The following is a 17,621-nucleotide window of genomic DNA, read 5'->3' as shown; positions in this document are numbered from 1 at the left end:
AATCCTCACGTACGTCTTTGTACGCTGCGGTTTTGTGCTCCGTGTCTCCTTCAAATTCCTCAGAATAAATTAATTTCGGGAATTGGTATAAGAACGAACAACCGTCATCGCGAGCCACGAAGTGGCGTGGCGATCCAAATAAACAGCGTGCTGTTGCAACTTTTGGATTGCTTCGTCGCCTAAAGTGGCTCCTCGCAATGACGGTTAGGAACTATATACTTAAACTGTCATTATCTCTTGCTCTTTTTGTTTAACATGTAAATCCACTTTATTACTATATTCATCAGTTAATTTTTGGATTTCTTCTGATAAATTATGCTGTTCATCCTTAGTTATGCTATTATCTTTTTCTAATTTTTTTAAATCTTCATTACCGTCCCTTCTGATATTACGCAAAGCAATTTTAGTATTTTCTCCATATTTGCAAGCAAATTTGACAAGCTCTTTGCGCCGCTCTTCGGTAAGTAGTGGAATGGTGATTCTGACTAACTGCCCATCTGATGATGGATTTAGACCTAGATTTGCATCAACAATGGCTTTTTCTACAGCTTTTACCATAGATTTATCCCACACCTGTACCGTAATAGTTCGTGCATCTGGAGTTGAAAGACTTGCTACTTGTGACAAAGGCATTTCCTCCCCATACGCTTCAACTAATACTGGGTCAAGTAAATTAACTGAAGCTCTACCAGCTCTAAGTCCCTTAAGTTCGTGATCCAATATCTTTAACGAATTATCCATTTTTGATTGCAACTCTTTATGTATAGTTGTTCTATCCATATTTACCCACCTTCTTGAATTTTTGTATATTCACCTTTTCCTTGCAGTACTTTTGCAAAATTACCTTTCTCTCTAATTGAAAATACCTTAATTGGCAAGTTATTTTCTCTCGCCACGGCAACAGCAGCAATATCCATAACTTGTAAATTATTTTTTAGAAGCTCAGTATAACTGATAGTGGAGTATTTAACTGCATCAGGATTTTTTGTTGGATCAGAATCATATACACCGTTAACCTTAGTACCTTTTAACAATAAATCACAGTTCATTTCAATGGCTCTTAAAACCCCTGCACTATCAGTAGTACAGAATGGATTACCAGTCCCACCAGAAAAAATTACTACTCTACCTTTTTCTATATGTTTCTTTGCTTTACGACGTATATAAGGTTCACAAACACTCATCATGGGGATTGCCGAAAGGACTCTAGTATGAACACCTAAACTTTCCATAATATTTTGTAAAGTAAGTGCATTTATTACCGTACCAAGCATACCAATATAATCACCAGCAGCTCTTTCAATACCAAATAAAGAATTAGTACCACGATAAATATTACCGCCGCCTACAACCACACATACCTGTACACCAAGATCTATTGCCTCCTTTATATCTTCAGCAATCCTTAGTATTACAGAATATTCGTGGCCAAACTGCTTATCGCCCATTAAGGCTTCACCAGAAACTTTTAGCAAGACCCGTTTATACTTCAAAGAGGACATAATTCAATCCTTAGTTTTACAAATTTTCTATAACTTTACTTTTAGGTATGGAGCATTATAACCAATATAACTAGTCAAACTATTATTTTTGTCAAGTATTAATAGTTGCCAAATTGGTCCAAACAGTTTAAAAATCATAGCAAGAAGATACTTTAGTGGCAACTAAGCAATCCCAAAAAAAATGATCAAAAATGGATTACTTCATTTGCTAAAGCTTCCTCACTAATAGACATTTAAGAACTTATTCATGTTAGCTATACGGTATAATTGTACAATTTTTTTATATTAATACGCAAGTATTTCTTCTAATATTTTTTAAAAATTAAGTCTCGTATCGTATGAAAAATTGAACATGACATATATAATTACTTAAAAATTTTTCTTTTTACCCCTTGAACTGTTACAAAACTAAGCATATATAGAATGCACAGTATGTAAGTATTAATTTTATGGAGGTAAAAATGTCTTTTAGACCGTTGCATGATAGAATTGCGGTAAAACCAATTCAACAAGAAGAAAAAACATCAGGTGGAATTATCATCCCTGATACAGCGAAGGAAAAACCTATGCAGGGCGAAGTAATAGCTGTAGGAAAAGGAGTGAGAGGAGAAAATGGTACTATCCACCCATTAGAAATTAAAGTAGGTGATAAAGTACTTTATGGTAAATGGGCTGGTACAGAGGTTAAAGTTGATGGTTTAGACCTGATTATCATGAAAGAAAGTGATGTCATGGGCATAATTTAATAGTAATTTACTTAAATTGTTATTAAGAATTATTTAATTTGTAAGGAGAATATAAATATGGCAACAAAATTAATAAGACACGGCTCAAATGCACGTGAACAAATGCTAAGAGGTATTGATATTTTAGCTGATACCGTAAAAGTAACATTAGGTCCAAAAGGTAGAAATGTTGCAATTGAACAGTCATTCGGCTCACCAAGACTAACCAAAGATGGTGTAACAGTGGCAAAAGCTATTGAACTAAAAGATAAGGCTCAGAATTTGGGAGCTCAATTGGTAAAATCTGTGGCAAGTAAAACATCTGATGTTGCTGGTGATGGAACAACTACCGCAACTGTTCTAACTCAAGCAATAGCAAGAGAAGGTAACAAAGCAGTAGCAGCTGGTTTTAACCCTATGGATATAAAACGTGGTATAGATTCAGCTGTTAACCTAGTAGTTGAAGAAATTAAGAAAGCTAGTAAAAAAATCAGCAGCCAAGAGGAGATTGCTCAAGTTGGTACTATTTCATCAAATGGTGATAAAGAAATTGGCGAAAAAATTGCCGTAGCGATGGAAAAAGTTGGTAAAGAAGGCGTAATTACCGTTGAAGAAGCTAAGAATTTTAGTTTTGAAGTAGATGTAGTTGAAGGTATGATGTTTGATAGAGGCTATCTATCACCATATTTTGTTACTAATTCCGAAAAGATGGTAGCTGAATTGGAAAATCCGTTTATCTTACTATTTGAAAAGAAATTATCAAATTTACAACAAATGTTACCAGTACTTGAAGCAGTAGTGCAATCAGGACGTCCTTTACTAGTAATCGCTGAAGATGTAGAAGGAGAAGCACTTGCTACTCTGGTAGTAAATAAATTACGTGGTGGGTTAAAAGTTGCTGCAGTGAAAGCTCCTGGCTTTGGCGATAGAAAAAAATTCATGATGGAAGATATCTCTATTTTAACAGGTGGTCAGCTTATCAGTGAAGAGCTTGGTATGAAACTTGAAAATGTTAATATCAAAATGCTAGGTACTGCTAAAAAAGTTACTATTTCCAAAGAAAATACTGTCATAATTGATGGTGCTGGTAGTAAGGCGGATATCGCTGCTCGTTGTTCTCAAATTCGTACACAAATTGACGAATCTAGCTCAGATTACGATAAAGAGAAATTACAAGAGCGTTTAGCTAAACTTGCTGGTGGCGTAGCTGTCTTAAAAGTTGGTGGTGCTACTGAAGTTGAAGTAAAAGAAAGAAAAGATCGTGTTGAGGATGCATTGCATGCTACTAGAGCTGCAGTGGAAGAAGGTGTTGTTGCTGGTGGTGGTGTTACTCTTTTCTATGCAGCAAGGTCTTTAGAGTCGTTAAAAAGTACTAATGAAGATCAGCAAGCTGGTATTAACATCGTTAAGAAAGCTCTACAAGCTCCAGTAAGGCAAATTGCAGAGAATGCTGGTATGGACGGAGCTATTGTAGTTGGAAAACTTACTGATAGTAAAGAGAAAAACTTTGGCTTCAATGCTCAAGATATGACTTATGTTGATATGATTAAGGCTGGTATTATCGATCCAACTAAGGTCGTGCGTACTGCTTTACAAGATGCAGCATCGGTTGCTTCTTTGATTATTACTACTGAAGCATTTATTATCGATGAACCAGCTGATAAAGATGAGCCTGCTATGCCACGTGGTGGTATGGGCGGCGGTATGGGGGGCATGGGCGGTATGGATTTCTAACCGTTATTAGGCTTCCTGTATACAACTAACCAGACTAGCATTACCCTCATTGCGAGGAATTAGTTTTGCTGCAACGAAGCAATCCACTAGATTAACATGGTAAGCCAATGCTTTGGATTGCTTCGTTGGCCTTAGGTCTCTTCACAATAACGTCGTTTGATACACCAACTTAACCTGACACTTATAATGCACCCAATTGTCAAACCAAAAAAATAAGTTAATCCATTTTTAACTATTTTTTTATAATAAAAAATATTTTAGACATTATTGTTTACATATCATGAATGCACAATAAATTTAAGAAGTCCAACATATTATTTAAGTACCAATAAAAAACCCTTAGCCCGGATATTGCATGATAGAAATGAACCAATTGTGCTAGCCCTTGTCTCATGAGGGCTACAGGCTAAAATATATAAAATTTTAAATATACAATTTGTATTTTTGTGCAATTCTTCCAAACTCCTTATATTACAGGGGGTTTAGAGATAAATATTGATACCTTCATGCAATATCCGGGTTAGATGAATTGATATGCCCATTGTTAGAAACGTGCAATAACCGTACTTCATTGATAACTATAAGTACTGTTCACTTTTGACCTAAATAATAAAGAGAGGAAAAAATGCCATTAGACCAAACTTGTAAGCTTAGTAATGGGTAGGGTACTTGTAATAGTTAGGTTTTCACTTGAGGCAACACGGTTACTTAGCCCTGAGATATTTTTTAGGAATAATCTTAACTACCTCACCGTATAGATTTTCAGCAAAATCAAAGATATAATGGACTGAAGAAAATGGACAAAAAAAAGAGGTATTAGTTTCCTAATTAAGATAAAATAATAAGAAAAAATTAGGATAAAAAATGACAAAAGAAAAAGTAAGAGTTTTTAGTGCTGAAGAAAAAACTAGGGTAGTATTAGAAGTACTGAAAGAAGATAGTCCATTATCAGTGATAGCATCAAAATATGAGATAAGCTCAAAGACAATTAGTAATTGGAAGAAACAATTTATATCAAATGCAGCATTGGCTTTTGAACCAGCAAAACTAGTAAGTAAATATCAGGAACAAATTAATATGCTGAAAGAACAAAATGATGACTTAGCTAAAACTCTTGGAAAAATAATAGTAGAGAGAGATTGGGCTGTGGGAAAGCTACAAAGCTTGGAGTTATCAAATAGAAAAGAACTTGTCGATTCCAAGCTAGCAATGTTACCAAAGACAAGGCAATATAAATTATTAAAGATTAATCGTTCTTCAATGTACTATAAAGTAAAACCATTTAGTGCGTATAACTTAAATATTTTAAATAAAATAGATGAAATATATACTGATAATCCTGAATTTGGTTATCGTTATATCCATAGACAATTATTAGAAGATGGCTTGGTTATTGGTAAGGATCGGGTTCTAAAATATATGAACATGATTGGCATAGAGGCTATTTATCCAAAGAGGAAAAAATTAACGTCTGAAAAAGATAAACAGCATAAAATTTATAGTTATTTGCTTGATAAATACTGGTCTAATTTAGGCACAAGTAGAACTGTAAATGTACCTAACAATAACGAGGTTTGGAGTGGAGATATAACTTATGTTCGAACTAATTCGGGATTTATGTACATGGCAGGAATTATCGATTGGCATAGCAGAGCTGTGTTGAGTTATAAATTATCAAATAGTATGGACGTAAATTTGGTAACTGAAGTATTGCAGGATGCACTTAACAAATACTCTGCACCGCAGATATTTAATAGTGAACAGGGCAGTCAATATACCAGTAATGAACACATTCAAATTTTACAAGAGCATAACATTAAAGTTTCGATGAATGGTAAAGGAAGAAGTATTGATAATATAATCATGGAGAGATTTTTTCGAACTTTAAAATATAATTGTATATTTATTAACGATTTTAAAGATGTTAAAGAACTTAGGAGAGGTATTGATGATTATATAAATCACTATAATTATAGAAGATTTCATTCAAGTATTGGTTACAAAAAACCTATGAATGTCTATCTAAATTCTATACAAAATTATGAATAAATTGCAGCTTGAAAAATGAAAAAATGGGAAACAAAATTATTATTTTTTTGTCTTGATTTTTCAGTCCAGTATACAATTTACATTCGTTTCTATAGCCCGGCATTTTCTATCATTAATTGTGATTTTTAAATTGCCATGCAAACAGTACAAGAAGTCTATTCCCTTTTGATATACTTTGCTCTATAATTGCCAATTAAAAAATATATTAAAGGTTTTTGATGTCCGCTATTCGCAATATTGCCATTATCGCCCACGTTGATCATGGTAAAACCACTCTAGTTGATAATATGCTTAAGCAAAGTGGTACTTTCCGAGCAAACCAGGAAGTAGCAGAACGTGCTATGGATTCCAATGACCTAGAGCGTGAACGTGGTATAACCATTCTTGCCAAATGTACTTCTCTTATGTGGAAAGATATCCGCATCAATATAGTTGACACTCCTGGTCACGCTGATTTTGGTGGTGAGGTGGAACGTATTCTTACTATGGTAGATGGAGTCATACTACTGGTGGATTCTTCTGAAGGTACAATGCCTCAGACCAAATTTGTATTGTCAAAAGCTCTGAAACTTGGGTTAAAACCAATTGTTATTATCAATAAAATTGATCGTCCTGATAGAAGGGTAAGCGAAGTAGTCGACGAAGTATTTGAATTATTTATGGCATTAGAGGCAAATGATGAACAACTAGATTTTCCTATTATTTACGCTTCAGGACGCAGCGGTTGGGCATCGCGTCACTTAGAAGATGAGCAAAAAGACCTTGCTCCGCTTTTTGATTTGATAGTATCTCATGTTCCTGCTCCTACTGCTGATAGCGAAGCCCCCTTTTCTATGCTTGTTACCACTAGAGAATATAACCCATATTTTGGTCGCGTGCTTACCGGTCGCATCCATAGCGGCACAATTAAGACCAACCAAAATGTTAAAGTACTTAATCGTGATAATATGGCAACTGAAAATGCTCGAATAAGCAAAATACTTTCATTCCGGGGATTGGAACGTGTAGCTGTCGATGTTGCATATGCTGGCGATATTATCGCTATTGCTGGAGTTCAGGACGCTACTGTAGCTGATACGATATGCGCCCCTGAAATAACTGTAGCACTGCCCTCCTTACCTATAGACCCCCCAACATTATCTATGACCTTTGGAGTAAATGATTCTCCTCTTGCTGGACGAGAAGGTTCAAAGCTTACCGCAAGAGTTCTAGGTGATAGATTAATGCGAGAAATCGAAAGTAACGTAGCAATACGTGTCAGCCAAACTGAAGAAAAAGATGCTTTTCAAGTTGCAGGTCGTGGCGAACTACAATTAGGCATATTAATTGAGACTATGAGGCGGGAGGGTTTTGAACTATCAATTAGTAGACCTCGAGTATTATTCAAAGAGGATGAACAGGGTAAAAAATTAGAACCAATTGAAGAAATCCAAGTTGATGTTGATGATGATTTTGTTGGGGTAGTAGTTAAGTCTCTTGCCCTACGCAAAGCAGAAATGACTGATATGCGCCCATCTGGTGGAGGTAAAACTCGAGTAACATTTTTAGGGCCATCCCGTGGTCTCATTGGTTATCACGGTCAATTCTTAACCGAAACTCGGGGTACAGGTGTTATGAATCGTGTTTTCCATAGCTACGCCCCTTATAAAGGAGCTATTGAAGGAAGGCGTAATGGAGTGTTAATTTCTAATGGGGATGGTGAAGCTGTTGCTTATGCTCTATGGAATCTTGAAGATCGTGGGAAAATGTTTATAAACCCTAATGAACTAGTATATCAGGGAATGATTATAGGAGAACATAATCGGGATAATGATCTGGAGGTAAACCCTCTGAAAGCCAAGCAATTATCAAATGTTCGGGCTTCTGGTAAAGATGAAGCTATGCGCCTTATCCCACCAACCCTTATGACATTAGAGCAATCTATTAGCTATATCCAAAGCGATGAAAGGGTAGAAGTTACACCTAAATCAATTAGACTTCGTAAGGCGATGCTAAACCCTAATGACCGGAAAAAATCAGACCGACGTAACGAGGACTAGAAGAGTGTCGGAGATGACTAATTAGTTGCTTCGTCACAAAGGCTGTAGACATAAGAGATAATACATGTTTGTGGTCAAAAATTATACCAAAATCCATATTGTGAAAGCAGGTATCTAAAATGATTCCCAAAAATCCTTGAGATATCATAGACTCCCGCCTTCGCGGGAATGATATCTTTTTTGTTTAAATAACTTGCACATTGCGTGATATAATATTATTTAATGCTTGACGAAAGGATGACTCTTTGTTACCATTAAAGTGGATTCTTGTTAGTACTACAGTTGTAAATTGAGTAAATTCTCTAACCGTCATGTATGGAACTACCCAAAAATGCACGAAAAAAAAATAATACTTGACAGAAAAAAAGCAAATGCACTCATGTATTCGACTTAAGGCTATAGAGTAGACGTAAGCGTTGCCACTTACGCCCCTCGTTAGAACCTCATCGTGCCCTATTAAGGCAATGGGCTCAAGATATCATCATTCACATACTGCCTTGCATTAAGGAGTGGTATATTCTTACCTTTGGTAATGGATTGCATTCGATAAACAGACAAAACTTCTCCCAACTGAATGATTCTCTTTGGCTGCGACGATTTAACCACTTAAACAATGTCTTCACTGATTGCCTTATGAAGCCATTCACTGCTTTAATATTAAAAGTCACACCATAATACTGTATATGCCCTCTCAACTTGCTACAAAAACTTCTCCATATGACATGCAGTTTATGCTTGTTTCTAATGTCCTTACACCAGTCATTGACCTTCTTCAGTTTGGCACTTATTCGTTTACTACAACTCTTTACCTTAGGTATTATTTTACCTTTCCTAGACTTACCAAAATAAAAGGTGAAACCCAAAAAATCAAAAGCCTCTTGCCTTTCGTTCTGAGAAAATTTTCTCTTTGAAAATCTAACCATTTTGGTCTTTTCTTCGTTGAGTTTAAGTTTGTACTTCTCAAGTCGTTTTGCTAAAGCTATTTTTATTCTCTTGGCGTCCTCCTCGTATCTACAACATATTACACCATCATCACAGTAGCGAAATAATGCTACTGTTCCTCTGCAATGTTGCTTTACCACTTCTTCAAACCATTCATCTAAAACATAGTGAGCAAAAATATTTGCAAGGATGGGACTAGCAATGTTTCCTTGAATCGTCCCTTCTTCTTGAACAATCAGTTCTCCTTCAGACAATATTCCAGCTTTAAACATGCGGATTATATATCTTATTAGCTTCTTGTCATGAATTTTCTCTTGCAGCATTTCTATCAATATCCTTCTATCAATAGTACCAAAGAAGTTAGCCAAATCTAGGTCTATTACGCTCTCTACCTCATTGCTATAAAGATGTTGCGTTAATCCTCTTATTGCATCATGACACCCTATTCCCGTTCTGAAACCATAGGAACATTCCAAGAATATTGGCTCATATATACTTTCAAGCACTTTGTGCATCATCTTCTGACATATTTTATCTTCAAAGTTGCTGATACCTAAAGTTCTAGTCTTGCCATTGCTTCCTTCTTTCGGTATTTTTACCTCTCGAATATTGCCCGGTATGTAAGCCATCCTCTTTAGTTTATCAGACAATTTTCCAATATTTTCTGTAAGTTTTAAGCCATAATTAGTTTTGTTTACTCCATCTACTCCAGTTGCTTTCTTAACATCCAGCTCATGATAGCAGACAGCAAGTGCATTCTCACTAAACAAATGCATGAGGTTGTTAAATCTCTTACTTTTATCCAATGAAGATAACCATGCTATTCTCTTTAGTTTTGTTTCTGTTATTACTTGATAATCTGTTGTTATCATAACATTTCCCTCTAGAGATCGATTTTACCCACCAGCCTTCCCTCCATTGGCATTACCCAATTTCATCAGTACTATGCTGGATCTGACTTCCTATATTTCTTTTCAGCTTCCTCGCTTTTACACTTGTTAGCTAATACTCCTAATTCAGAGAAAATATAGGATATCCCACGTTTATAAATAAACTTTTATTACATGCCATGTTCTCAGACCCCGGAGATCCCATACATATCTGCCTATTTATGATATGTATGTTGTTGCATTCCTGTTTATTGACACAGTCTGCGATCTCAAAAGAAGACATTAACGAGGCTCAATTGCTTCAACCTTACGGCTTACGGCCTATAATATTTCTGTCTACGCTTAACTGACTTTGTTACCAAACTCAGCTCAAGACTCGATACATAGTGTGCTAGGTCAACACTTCTATGGCTGCTCTTGCAACAGCTAGCTTATTTACACTTCGTGGCGCACCAATAATGTGCCTTAACTTATATAAATCCTTATCTATCTCTCTTTGAATCTTCCTGTTTCTTTTTGATGGTATTACAGGAATTATATTTGCTTGCTTAGCAAATTCTATTATACTATTTGTGTCGTAAGCTTTATATGCCATAAGGTATTCTGCCTCCATATTTTTTATTAACTCATGAGCTTGAGTGCAATCATTTCTGGAACCTTCTGTAACAATAATTCTGACCGGCATACCATACGCATCCACGGCCATATGTACCTTTGTATTGATCCCCCTTTTGTTCGACTAATCTCCTGATTACCACCTTTTGCCCCAAGCCCTGCTTTATGAACTTTTATAAATGTAGAATCTATCATTAACCATTCAAAATCAGGCTTTTTTATAAAAATATTTAGTAAGCTCTCCCATACTCCATTATCACGCCATCTACAAAATCTTCTATGTACGTTCTTCCAATTACCATAATCTGGAGGCAAGTCCCTCCACGGAGCTCCTGTGTTTAGTCCCAGGGTGTAATGTTGTATATTATAAAGAATTACCATCAAGAGAGGAATTATGGGACAAATATTACACGGCTGTGCCAAAACGACAGAGGCAATACGTTTCGCAATCCAAAATAGTCAAGAGAGCTTAAAGACTTTAGCAAGAAAATATTCTATTAATCCTAAAACAGTTGCTAAGTGGAAGAAACGAACTACATTACAAGATACTTGTATGGGTCCCAAAGAACCATCTTCTACAGTATTAACTTCTGAAGAAGAAGCTATGTGTATAGCATTTCGTAAACACACTTTATTATCTTTAGATGATTGCTTATATGCTTTACAAGTCAGTATTCCCAAGCTTACTAGATCTTCTTTACATAGACTTCTTCAACGCCATAATGTTAGTAGGTTACCGGAAGTAAAAGGAAATAACAAAACCAAGAAGAAGTTTAAACTTTATCCAATTGGTTATTTCCATATAGATATTGCTGAAGTCAAAACAGAAGAAGGTAAACTCTATCTATTTGTTGCTATTGATCGCACTTCAAAGTTTGTGTATGTAGAACTTTTACCAAGATGTACCAAGACAGAAACAGCACAATTTCTTCGTAATTTAATTAAAGCTATACCTTATAAAATTCATACTATTTTGACAGATAATGGTATTCAATTTACTAACAGAACAGTAGATAAGAATGCTTGGATGCATATTTTTGATCGTATTTGCTATGAATACAATATTGAACACAGGCTAACAAAAGTTAATCATCCATGGACTAATGGACAGGTAGAACGTATGAATCGTACTATTAAAGAGGCAACTGTTAAACGTTTTTATTATGACAATCATCAGCAACTTAAACAACATTTATATGATTTTATCAATGCCTACAATTTCGCAAAAAGACTTAAAGCTCTTAAAGGTTTAACTCCTTATGAATTTATCATAAAAACATGGACATCTGATCCAAATAAATTTATTATTAACCCTAACCTCCACTCCCTGGGACTAAACACCTAGTTCTACTCTCTACCTCATGGGTAGTCATTGACTCAAAACTAATTACCTCAGTGTCTTGCGTACCATTAGTAACGCATTTTCGTAGTTTAGAACCTTCTTGTTGAATAACTAGGCTGATATTTTTAGCAAATTGTTCTTTAAGACCATCTGTTATTTGTTCCATTTTTCCTCCTCAAATAATCTATCAATATTTAAAGTGCGATATCATTTATACTAAAATGTAGTCGTTATTTGCCATGCAGTTGACGACCTTTCGGATATATATGCTATTAGTGGCTCTTTTATGATAGGTTATTGCGAAGTCGCAGCCTTAAAATGAGTTGTCACATCATGACTTTAATGATTGGTTGGTTACGTTATTTTTTATCGTTCTTTATCATAAGCAATTTTATATAGTTGTTGCATACGTTTAACAGCTTGATCATGTCCCGTATGGTCTTTAGTTCTTAATTTTACCACAAATTCGGGGTCAGAATCAAGTTTTTCTATCTCTGACAATGCAGCTTCTCGGCTATTAATTGCAGGTAGCTCTTTACCAGTTACTAACGAGTCAGATTTTAAAGTTTCACCGACTCGTACTAATAAATCAACTAAAGTCGGTGCGTAATGTGAGTCTTCAATTAATTCAGCCAGTTCTTTAGTACCAAACTTAGATAAGGCTGCCTGCATCACTGTCATTTTACTGTCAAAACCTTCACCATAAGTGTTTTTCAGCCATCCAATGTGAGAGTGACGTGTTTGCTCAATAGCATTTTGTTGCTGTTTTTGTAAATCCTGCGAAAAACCATACAGAGAATTAAGTAACTTCTCACCTTGCCTTTTAGATAAGCCGCTTTGGTAAAACATGTCTTCATAACGAGTTAAATACTCCTCATCTTCCTTAGAGCGTTTATCAGTATATCTCTTATCTTCAGGCAATCCAAGTCGACAATAAAATTTATGCCACTCTTCATCAGAGCTGTCATCTTTTGGCACAGCAACTCGCTGATTCAAGCTTTTCTCTGCTTCCAAATAGCTCTGAGCTAAAGATGAGACATCCTTGAATTTACCCAGTGACTCAGCTTTACGTATTTCCTCAGGCATATTGGCTAGCCAGTCATTACTAGATGAAATAGGGCTAGCTTCATAATTATTAGCAGTTCCTTCTTTGCTCATAGGTTATTCTTCTCTTAACTGTTCTATTTCTTCTTTTAACTTCTGTATTTCTTCAATGGTTAGTTCGGTTAATTTACTTATAGCTTCTATAGGATAGGCTTCTTTCAGCATTTTTCTTGCTATGGCTATAGCTTTTTTTTCTTCACCTTTCTCAAACCCTTCTTCCCTACCTTTTTCAATACCTTCTTCCCTACCTTTTTCCTCAGCTGAAAGTAGATAATCACGTTGTTTTAAAGATTCATTGACATATTTATTATAAGCTATACGTTCTTTAGTAGTCATTTTGAGAAGATTAAGACGCTCGGCCACTTTCCTCATATAAGGTGATTTAAAATCATCCCTAACCTCAGAATATTTAGCCAAATATAACCATTCATCCATTTCATTTCTTATGACATCATTAAAAGTTGGTATAGAAATAATAAAATATTCCGGAAATAAATTATGAATATCAAGTACTTTATCATATTTATCGCTACTGTGTAATTCTTTAGACGACTCGCGTTCTATTTCTTTAAAAATAACCTGACCGTGATATATAGGCGATGTCATATTTGCATAAGCAAAATATATTAAGTTGATATGAAATATTTTCTTGATACTAGTATAATCTTGACTAGCACGAATAGTATCGACAATTAACCGGCTAGTATTAAAGCAAGCTTTATGCAAAAAGTAACCAGCATAGTAGCTATCTATTTCAACAATATATTTATGACCTTTTTGGTCTTCAACAATAACGTCAGCAACACTTTGTTTTAGCTCATCACTTTCTCTGTTACTTTCACCATCAAGCAAGTTAGTGACTTTTACTGCTGAATAGCCGGCATTTTGCAGTATTGCCGAAATAAAGCCCTCGACTATCTCGTAGTCACCTTTATTCTTGAGTAGATATTTAATCGCATAGTCCAACGATACTAGTGTTTTGTCACTCATAAGTTAACCTCATTGTAAAGAATCTTTGTCTTTTTAAAAAGCTCTTTTATTATTTTAAAATACTACTCATTTTTAGCACCATCGATATTATTAATACCACCATCTCTTGACGCCTGCGAGCAGATATATAGGAACAAAGCTTAGATACCCTTCAAGAAAGGCAGTGTATTCACTTTCTTGCCGAACAAAATTGCTGCGATATATGCCACTCATTTGAGCTAAATCCTCTAATATTATTTTACCATCTTCTCCACTAAAAAGCTTGCAATAAATTGATTTTAATTGCTCTTTTGTTAGTAAATTTGGTGGGGATGAGGAGTTAATTGATAGTTTCATGTACTCCTTACCCTTGTATCTGTTGTTGCTGCTGTTGTAACTGTTGCATTTGCATCATCTTACGTTGTTGTCTGATTTGTAATACTTCTTGCTCGTTCTTAAGGATTGAGCTTGGGGCTTCTCTCAGCTCAAAAAATAGTTTAAAACATTCATCCCAATTGATATTATCATAAATCTCAGGAAAAAAGTTACTGATACCGCTTCTTTGGAAGAAACCTAACACCTGCTCAACGCTGGCTATTGCTGATGTTTTCTGTACCCTTGATAATGGTGACACATATTCAAGCTCTATCTCGGGCGGGCTATTTGCCCTCTCTAAGATTGGCACTCTGTTATATTTAATCAATGTTTGATATATTGCCATGATTAACGGATTTAACAACTCACTCTCAATTCTACCAACCATTGGGGACATTAAACGATATTGTTCCTCCGTCCTAATTTGCACCTCGGTGGCAGTCATTTCTTTGTTTTCCTTTTGCATCCTGAATATATCGATATAGAATGCCTTATATATGGCATCGCGACATTGATTTTGTTCAATTTCAGTAGGTATAAGATTTTCCATACCAGTTAGTGGTATTATTTTATCTGCCATACCATTACGGTAAAAATTAACACTACCCGGCGTAGTATAGAGTGGTAAATAATAACCATCTTTTGGCACTAATAATGGTGGGTCTAGCTGTTTTTGGGCTACTTTTAGGGTAATTTGTCTTAAACTATTGAGTAATTTAATATCAGGTAGCACATGATGAGCCGGAGCATAGCCATATACTTCACCTTCTTCTTTTAGAGAACGTAAACCCTGCATCGAGTGCTGTATTTCACGAGATAGATTATCGATAGTAATTTGTACTTCGCTAGCATAATTATTATGGCGATCGCGTGATTCATTATAGAGGCGTTTCTGCCTTGCTAGATCATCACCGGTAATATATCTACCACCGGGAATATACTTAGAAACAGCCTTAGAAACACCCCGACTAAAACAAGCCCCAATCATACCTGCAACTGCTAGAGCTGGTATCCAGAACATTATGCTACCTCATCTATATTATTGCTGCTTATATTTACACTACTTCCGTTCATCCTATTTACCTCTCCAAAGCATTATAATCATTCATTACTTTACCCATCGCGTTACAAAGAATGGGAAATAAGAATAACCTGACTGACTAATAATTTTTTGTTCAGCTAAGTAGATATATTCTGAGCTATAATCTAATGTTGATGAGCTAGATGTTGAAGGACTGGCTGCAGCTGATTTTCTGCCTTTACTTTTCTGATTTTGAGTTTGCGGGCTAACTATGTGCAATATTTCTACTACTTCATCAGCCTAAACATTGGTATACTACGCACCATGTAACAAAATATAAGAAACTGGCTCTGTACCACACTTCAGCGTAGTACCCCTTTTAACAATAATCATTCATTAAGTAACAGATGTATTATTTGCTATATTTCTATAAAATAAAGTAACCAAGCTAATTATTAAGAACAATAATCGTCGATGCCATTGGTGCGTTGATCACAGCCCGTTCATCAGCATGGTTTTGGAGTTTTGGTAACATCATTGATGGCATCATACACAAATATTTAAGTGTATGAGAGACCTCGTTTAGAAGAGTAATTCTATTGCCCCTCCAACTTAAAATTAGCTTGGCTTAACAATATTCTACAAAAAGGAGGTGAAATGGTAAAGGAAAATAATGATAAACAGAAATTGGAAATAATGAATCCTAATGCAGCAGGGATTGATATCGGCTCTAGAGAACATTATGTTTGTGTACCAGTTGGCAGAGATAAAGAAGTTGTTAAAAAATTTGCTGCTTTTACTAGTGATTTAAAAGAAATGGTAAATTGGTTAAAAGAATGTAAGATTAAGACGATAGCCATGGAATCAACAGGTGTATATTGGATACCGGTGTTTCAAATATTAGAGACTAATGGGTTTGAGGTTAAATTAGTTAATGCCCGTTATGCAAAAAATGTCCCTGGACGTAAGACAGATGTGAAAGATTGTCAGTGGTTACAAAGGTTACATAGCTATGGTTTATTAAACGGTTCATTTCGTCCTAATAACCAAATATGCGTATTGCGTAGTTATCTAAGGCAAAGAGATAGATTAATAAAAAGTAGTAGAATTCATATTAATCGTATGCAAAAAGCCCTTAATGAAATGAATATCCAATTACATCATGTAATTAGTGACATCACTGGTATTAGTGGAATGAAGATAATTAAAGCTATTATAGTTGGAGAAAGAGACGCTAAAAAGTTAGCTGAATTTAAAGATTATCGTATTAAGAGCAACAGTGAAACTATCATTAAGGCATTAGAGGGAGATTATAGAAAAGAACAGCTTGCTATCCTAAAGCAAGAGTTAGAGTTATATGAATTCTATCTCACTAAAATAGAAGAATGTGATAAATCAATCAAAGAATGTTACGAGGAATTTGATAAATATAATGGCGATGCTATTTTAGAGGGAAATGATAAAAAGCGTAAAGTAAGCAAAAATGCCCCTAAAACATTTGATTTGAGACAATCTTTATATAATGTATCAGGGATAGATTTTAGCAAAATACCAGGATTTGATGTATTAACCGTGCAAACAATGATAGCGGAAGTAGGTTTAGATATGAGTAAATGGAAGACAGAAAAGCATTTTACTTCATGGCTTGGTCTTAGCCCTAATAATCAAATTACTGGTGGAAAAGTTTTTAAAACAAGAACCAAGAAAGTAATTAATAAAGCAAGCATAGCACTTCGAATGTCTGCTTTGAGTTTAGGGAAAGGGAAATCGGCACTAGCTGGTTATTATAGACGGATGAAAAACAAGATTGGGTCACCAAAAGCCATTACTGCTACTGCAAGAAAATTAGCATGTTTATTTTATCGGTTACTAAAATACGGTCAGGATTATGTAGAGCAAGGAATTGAAGCATATGAAAAGCAATATCAGGAAAAAATGATAGAAAATTTAAGAAAACAAGCGGTAAAGCTAGGTTTTGAGCTGGTTACAATAGAACCTTGCTAAAATACTTTTTAGCAGTTTCTTAGAAGAAGCATCTTCAGCTAACATTTCAAAAACCTTTTTCCACACACCTGTCTTGCTCCACCTTGAATGACGTAGGTGAATCACTCGGAAATCTCCAAAACGTTCAGGTAGGTCTCTCCAAGGTATGCCAGCCCTATATCGATACAAAACTGCTTCTACAAATAGGCGATTATCCTTGGCTGTTACACCAACAGACTCTTTCCTTCCAGGTAGGGTATCTTTAATCCGATTGTTTAGTCCCAGGGTGTAATGTTGTATATTATAAAGAATTACCATCAAGAGAGGAATT

General features: G+C 35.3%; 14 protein-coding genes and 2 pseudogenes. 6 read left to right on the top strand and 10 right to left on the bottom strand.

Going from position 1 to position 17,621, the window contains the following annotated elements:
* Nucleotides 1–219: 219 nt before the first annotated feature.
* Nucleotides 220–780 carry a ribosome recycling factor gene (gene frr / locus AAGD39_RS03215; RefSeq protein ID WP_341757156.1) on the bottom strand — a complete coding sequence of 187 codons (561 nt, stop codon included), beginning with the start codon at nt 778–780 and terminating at the stop codon, nt 220–222.
* Nucleotides 781–782: 2 nt separating this feature from the next.
* Nucleotides 783–1,502 carry a UMP kinase gene (pyrH, locus tag AAGD39_RS03210; RefSeq protein ID WP_341757155.1) on the bottom strand — a complete coding sequence of 240 codons (720 nt, stop codon included), beginning with the start codon at nt 1,500–1,502 and terminating at the stop codon, nt 783–785.
* A gap of 461 nt (nt 1,503–1,963) precedes the next feature.
* Between pyrH and AAGD39_RS03205 the strand changes: the two genes are divergently transcribed.
* The 4 genes from AAGD39_RS03205 (at nt 1,964) to typA (ending at nt 8,049) form a co-directional block, all read left to right on the top strand.
* Nucleotides 1,964–2,248, top strand: coding sequence for a co-chaperone GroES (locus tag AAGD39_RS03205; protein WP_341757154.1), 285 nt, complete (start codon nt 1,964–1,966; stop codon nt 2,246–2,248).
* A gap of 57 nt (nt 2,249–2,305) precedes the next feature.
* Nucleotides 2,306–3,961, top strand: a complete 1,656-nt coding sequence (gene groL, locus AAGD39_RS03200) for a chaperonin GroEL (protein ID WP_341757153.1) — start codon at nt 2,306–2,308, stop codon at nt 3,959–3,961.
* Nucleotides 3,962–4,825: 864 nt separating this feature from the next.
* Nucleotides 4,826–6,010, top strand: coding sequence for an IS3 family transposase (locus AAGD39_RS03195; protein ID WP_341757152.1), 1,185 nt, complete (start codon nt 4,826–4,828; stop codon nt 6,008–6,010).
* A 218-nt stretch (nt 6,011–6,228) separates the two neighbouring features.
* Entirely contained in the window at nt 6,229–8,049 is a 1,821-nt protein-coding gene (gene typA, locus AAGD39_RS03190; protein WP_341757151.1) for a translational GTPase TypA, read from the top strand.
* 485 nt (nt 8,050–8,534) lie between these two features.
* Here the strand turns inward: typA and AAGD39_RS03185 are convergent, their stop codons facing one another.
* Nucleotides 8,535–9,863: a reverse transcriptase domain-containing protein gene (locus AAGD39_RS03185; protein ID WP_341756048.1), complete on the bottom strand. Its 1,329-nt coding sequence runs from the start codon at nt 9,861–9,863 to the stop codon at nt 8,535–8,537.
* A 472-nt stretch (nt 9,864–10,335) separates the two neighbouring features.
* A pseudogene (locus AAGD39_RS03180) lies at nt 10,336–10,838 on the bottom strand (IS5 family transposase); the annotation flags it as partial.
* A gap of 52 nt (nt 10,839–10,890) precedes the next feature.
* On the opposite strand from AAGD39_RS03180, the gene AAGD39_RS03175 reads away from it, so the two are divergent.
* Complete coding sequence (locus tag AAGD39_RS03175) at nt 10,891–11,841, top strand: IS481 family transposase (RefSeq protein WP_341756087.1); 951 nt, start codon at nt 10,891–10,893, stop codon at nt 11,839–11,841.
* Here AAGD39_RS03175 and AAGD39_RS03170 read toward each other — a convergent pair.
* The 5 genes from AAGD39_RS03170 to AAGD39_RS03150 all read right to left on the bottom strand — a co-directional run bounded on the left by AAGD39_RS03170 (nt 11,810) and on the right by AAGD39_RS03150 (nt 15,307).
* On the bottom strand, nt 11,810–12,004 hold the full coding sequence (locus AAGD39_RS03170) for a phage capsid protein (protein WP_341757150.1): 195 nt from the start codon (nt 12,002–12,004) through the stop codon (nt 11,810–11,812). The genes AAGD39_RS03175 and AAGD39_RS03170 overlap by 32 nt on opposite strands.
* A 200-nt stretch (nt 12,005–12,204) precedes the next feature.
* A complete protein-coding gene (locus AAGD39_RS03165) occupies nt 12,205–12,996 on the bottom strand; it encodes a hypothetical protein (protein WP_341757149.1) in 792 nt (263 codons plus the stop codon).
* A 3-nt stretch (nt 12,997–12,999) separates the two neighbouring features.
* A complete protein-coding gene (locus AAGD39_RS03160) occupies nt 13,000–13,932 on the bottom strand; it encodes an Rpn family recombination-promoting nuclease/putative transposase (RefSeq protein WP_341757148.1) in 933 nt (310 codons plus the stop codon).
* Between the two features lie 90 nt (nt 13,933–14,022).
* Nucleotides 14,023–14,268, bottom strand: coding sequence for a hypothetical protein (locus tag AAGD39_RS03155; RefSeq protein ID WP_341757147.1), 246 nt, complete (start codon nt 14,266–14,268; stop codon nt 14,023–14,025).
* Between the two features lie 7 nt (nt 14,269–14,275).
* On the bottom strand, nt 14,276–15,307 hold the full coding sequence (locus AAGD39_RS03150; RefSeq protein WP_341757146.1) for a portal protein: 1,032 nt from the start codon (nt 15,305–15,307) through the stop codon (nt 14,276–14,278).
* A gap of 657 nt (nt 15,308–15,964) precedes the next feature.
* Here AAGD39_RS03150 and AAGD39_RS03145 point away from each other — a divergent pair.
* On the top strand, nt 15,965–17,311 hold the full coding sequence (locus tag AAGD39_RS03145; protein ID WP_341756063.1) for an IS110 family transposase: 1,347 nt from the start codon (nt 15,965–15,967) through the stop codon (nt 17,309–17,311).
* A 21-nt stretch (nt 17,312–17,332) separates the two neighbouring features.
* On the opposite strand, the pseudogene AAGD39_RS03140 reads toward AAGD39_RS03145, so the two are convergent.
* Nucleotides 17,333–17,608 (bottom strand): annotated as a pseudogene (locus AAGD39_RS03140) (transposase); the annotation flags it as partial.
* Nucleotides 17,609–17,621: the final 13 nt, after the last annotated feature.

The sequence above is a fragment of the Candidatus Tisiphia endosymbiont of Nemotelus nigrinus genome, assembly GCF_964026475.1.
In the GTDB taxonomy this organism is placed as follows: domain Bacteria; phylum Pseudomonadota; class Alphaproteobacteria; order Rickettsiales; family Rickettsiaceae; genus Tisiphia.
Note: the sequence above shows the minus strand (reverse complement) of the source record. Positions and strands in the feature narration are given on the sequence as shown.